Origin of the sequence: Psychrobacter sp. (assembly GCF_030457785.1) — a bacterium.
Lineage (GTDB): Bacteria > Pseudomonadota > Gammaproteobacteria > Pseudomonadales > Moraxellaceae > Psychrobacter.
The window spans coordinates 1-3,200 of sequence record NZ_JAKDUI010000258.1; the positions used below are offsets into that span (position 1 = coordinate 1).

2 protein-coding genes are annotated in these 3,200 nt (G+C 45.1%); both read right to left on the reverse strand.

What is annotated here, in order from left to right; all coding sequences use genetic code 11:
- Positions 1 to 11 precede the first annotated feature (11 nt).
- Positions 12 to 1,049, reverse strand: coding sequence for a tRNA dihydrouridine synthase DusB (dusB, locus tag L0J61_RS10220; protein WP_301466339.1), 1,038 nt, complete (start codon positions 1,047 to 1,049; stop codon positions 12 to 14).
- Positions 1,050 to 1,169: 120 nt separating this feature from the next.
- Positions 1,170 to 3,200, reverse strand: a 2,031-nt coding sequence (locus L0J61_RS10225) for a BCCT family transporter (RefSeq protein ID WP_301466340.1), incomplete at its 5' end; no start/stop codon positions are given.

Below are 3,200 nucleotides of genomic sequence, written 5' to 3' on the forward strand. Positions count from 1 at the left end.
ATTTATATTTGCTACTGATGAGCATGTAAAAACGCTTCAACCACTCGAAACTGTCCAGCCGTGGTTTCCTCACCATACATCGCTTGGCGAAAGGCATTAGAGTTTGGAATACCAGTGGTATACCAAGCGATATGTTTACGAGCAATACGACAGCCTGAGTACTCACCATAAAAGTCATACAACTCCTGCAAGTGCGCTAAAACAATATCTTTTATCTCTCCGACACTAGGCGCTGTTAGATGCTCATCGGTACGCAAAAAGTGCTCGATATCACGAAATAACCAAGGCTGTCCTTGGGCAGCTCGCCCAATCATTACTGCGTCACAACCTGTCATCTCATGGACGTATTGCGCTTTTTCTGGGCTATCAATATCCCCATTGGCAATGACCGGAATATTGATACTGTCTTTAACTTCTTTTATTAATTCATAACGAGCGGTGCCTGTATACATGTCCTCACGCGTACGGCCGTGAATAGCAATCGCGGCGATACCAGCTTGCTCAGCACGGCGCGCTACTCTAAGGATATTCTCTCGTCCATTTTCATAGCCCAATCGGGTTTTTAGTGTGACCGGTGCGTCCACCGCATTAACCGCTGCATCTAGCAGACGTGCGACCAAATCTTCATCTTGCAAAAGCGCTGATCCTGCCAGCTTGCGACAGACTTTTTTGGCAGGACAGCCCATATTGATATCAATAATCTGTGCACCATTATCAATTTGATAGCAAGCCGCCTCAGCAAGCTTATCGGGCTCAGCACCGGCTATTTGCGCTGAAATAGGCGCAATTTCATTATCGAAGTTTGCTCGATAAAGCGATTTTTTACGGGCATAAAGCGCTGTATCAGCAATGATCATCTCACTCACTGCATGACCTGCACCGAATGACTTGCATAATCTGCGAAAGGGGTTATCTGTTACGCCTGCCATCGGCGCCACCATCAGACGGTTTTCAATCGTCAGACCGCCGATATTCAATGGCTGTAGTAGCGGATGATCGTGGGCAATTTTCTTTGACGACTCAGAAGAGACTGGACTATTTATAGGCATAAAAAAACGGCTTGATTTGCAATGAAAACCAGCCGTTATTCTAAGGGTTCATACGCATAATGCAAGCCATTCACTTGAATAACTTGCACCAATAAAAATCATACTTTTATCATAAACTTACTACTTGTCGAACACACTACCCTGCTCCAGCGTAATATCGTCATCATGCTGCTGCATGCGCCACGGTAAAATATCTGGCGAAACATTGACGAAGTGTAAGTATTTTTCGAACTGATCAATGATATCGTTAATCACCGAATCCGATTGATAACCGTATAAATCATAGGTTTGTCCGCCACGGCGCAGATAGACCTCAGCACGATGGTTGTGCTCTTGTGGCAATTCAGACGCCATCTTTTCCGTGTAATAATCTGGAATCTCATACTCTGATAGACGTACTTCATACCAGAACTCTACATTTTCACCACGTTTTAATTCAAACACTGCTCGGTCATTGACTTCATCATAGTTGACATCAGGCGACCAACCAACTTCTGAAAACTTCGTCGCGACGTCATTCATCGATGACATAACAGTGCCTTGTATATAACTGAGCACTTCTTCACGTGTGGGCTCATTGGTCATATAATCAATACGATCGCGCCATGCGTCTAGCTTCAATAAATGCGGCGGTATGTGATTGTCATTCGCCAAGCTCTGATTACGGTGTCCTTCGATACGGAGCGCTCGCCACATACCAAATACCGAAATTAAGATGATAACTGCGAAAGGCAATGCGCTCACAATAGCGGCTGTTTGCAACGCAGTAAGACCACCGGCAATAAGTAGTGCTGATGCGACTGCACCTTCAACCACTACCCAAAATGAACGCTGCCACCAGGGAGTATCGCTGCGACCACCCGCGGCCAACGAATCAATAACCAGCGACCCAGAATCCGAGGAAGTAACAAAAAAGGTAATGATCAACAGTACCGTCAATGACGAAACAATTTGGGTGAACGGTAAGTTCTCTAACAGTTTAAATAAAGCAATCGCTTGGTTATTCTGTACTTCGCTGATAAGCGACTCGTAACCATCAACCATAATCATATGTAAAGCAGTGTCACCGAATACCGCGAACCAAAAGAATGTAAATATTGTCGGTACTAACATCACACCCATTACAAACTCACGAATGGTACGACCACGACTAATTTTTGCGATAAACAAACCTACGAAAGGTGCCCATGCAATCGTCCATGCAAAGATAAACAGCGTCCAACTACCGATCCAGTCACTCGATTGATAGGCTTGCAAACTAAAGGTACGCTCGACGATATTGCCCAAATAACTGCCCGTATTTTCCATAAAGGCATTTAAAATAAATATCGATGGTCCAACGAAGAACACAAACATCATCAGCGCTGTTGCTAAAATCATATTTAGCATGGACAGTCGTTTAACCCCTTTGTCCATACCCGCAAGCACCGACACGAGTGCCGCTGACGTCACCAATGCAATAATAACGACTTGCACCGGTACGCTGACTGGAATCAAATCGGGCAATAAGTAGTTGAGACCAGCATTGATCTGCGCCACTGATAGACCCAAACTGGTTGCGATACCGAACATCGTACCAACAATCGCAAACACATCAACGGTATGACCGATAGGTCCATGAATTTTGTCACCGATTAGTGGATATAGTGTTGAACGCACTGATAACGGCAAACCATGACGAAAGGAAAAGTATGCCAGTGACAAGCCCACTACACCGTAAATCGCCCAAATATGAAAACCCCAGTGAAAATAAGCAATTTGCATCGCTTCTTTCGCTGCATTAATAGACTCGGGTGCAGAAATCGGTGGACTGGCAAAGTGTAAGACGGGCTCTGCTACCCCGTAGAATAGTAAGGCTATCCCGTAGCCTGCCGAGAACAACATGGCAAACCACTCAAGGAATGGATACTCAGCTTCAGCGTGGTCAGGACCCAACTTGATACTGCCATAAGAAGAAAACGCCAATGCGATAATAAACAATAAAAATATGGCAACTGCCAACATATAAAACCAACCGAAAGTATCTGTGGTATAGGTCAGTACCGTACTAAATAATTCACCCGCGGCTTGGGGATTAATCGCTGTACCAATCACCAGTACCAGCATGATGGCTGCCGCTGGCACGAACACTGGCAATAGGATAGTGGAACG

Excerpts from the sequence above, each read along its gene's own strand:
- dusB (WP_301466339.1), bottom strand. The coding sequence starts at position 1,049 with ATGCCTATAAATAGTCCAGTCTCTTCTGAGTCGTCAAAGAAAATTGCC.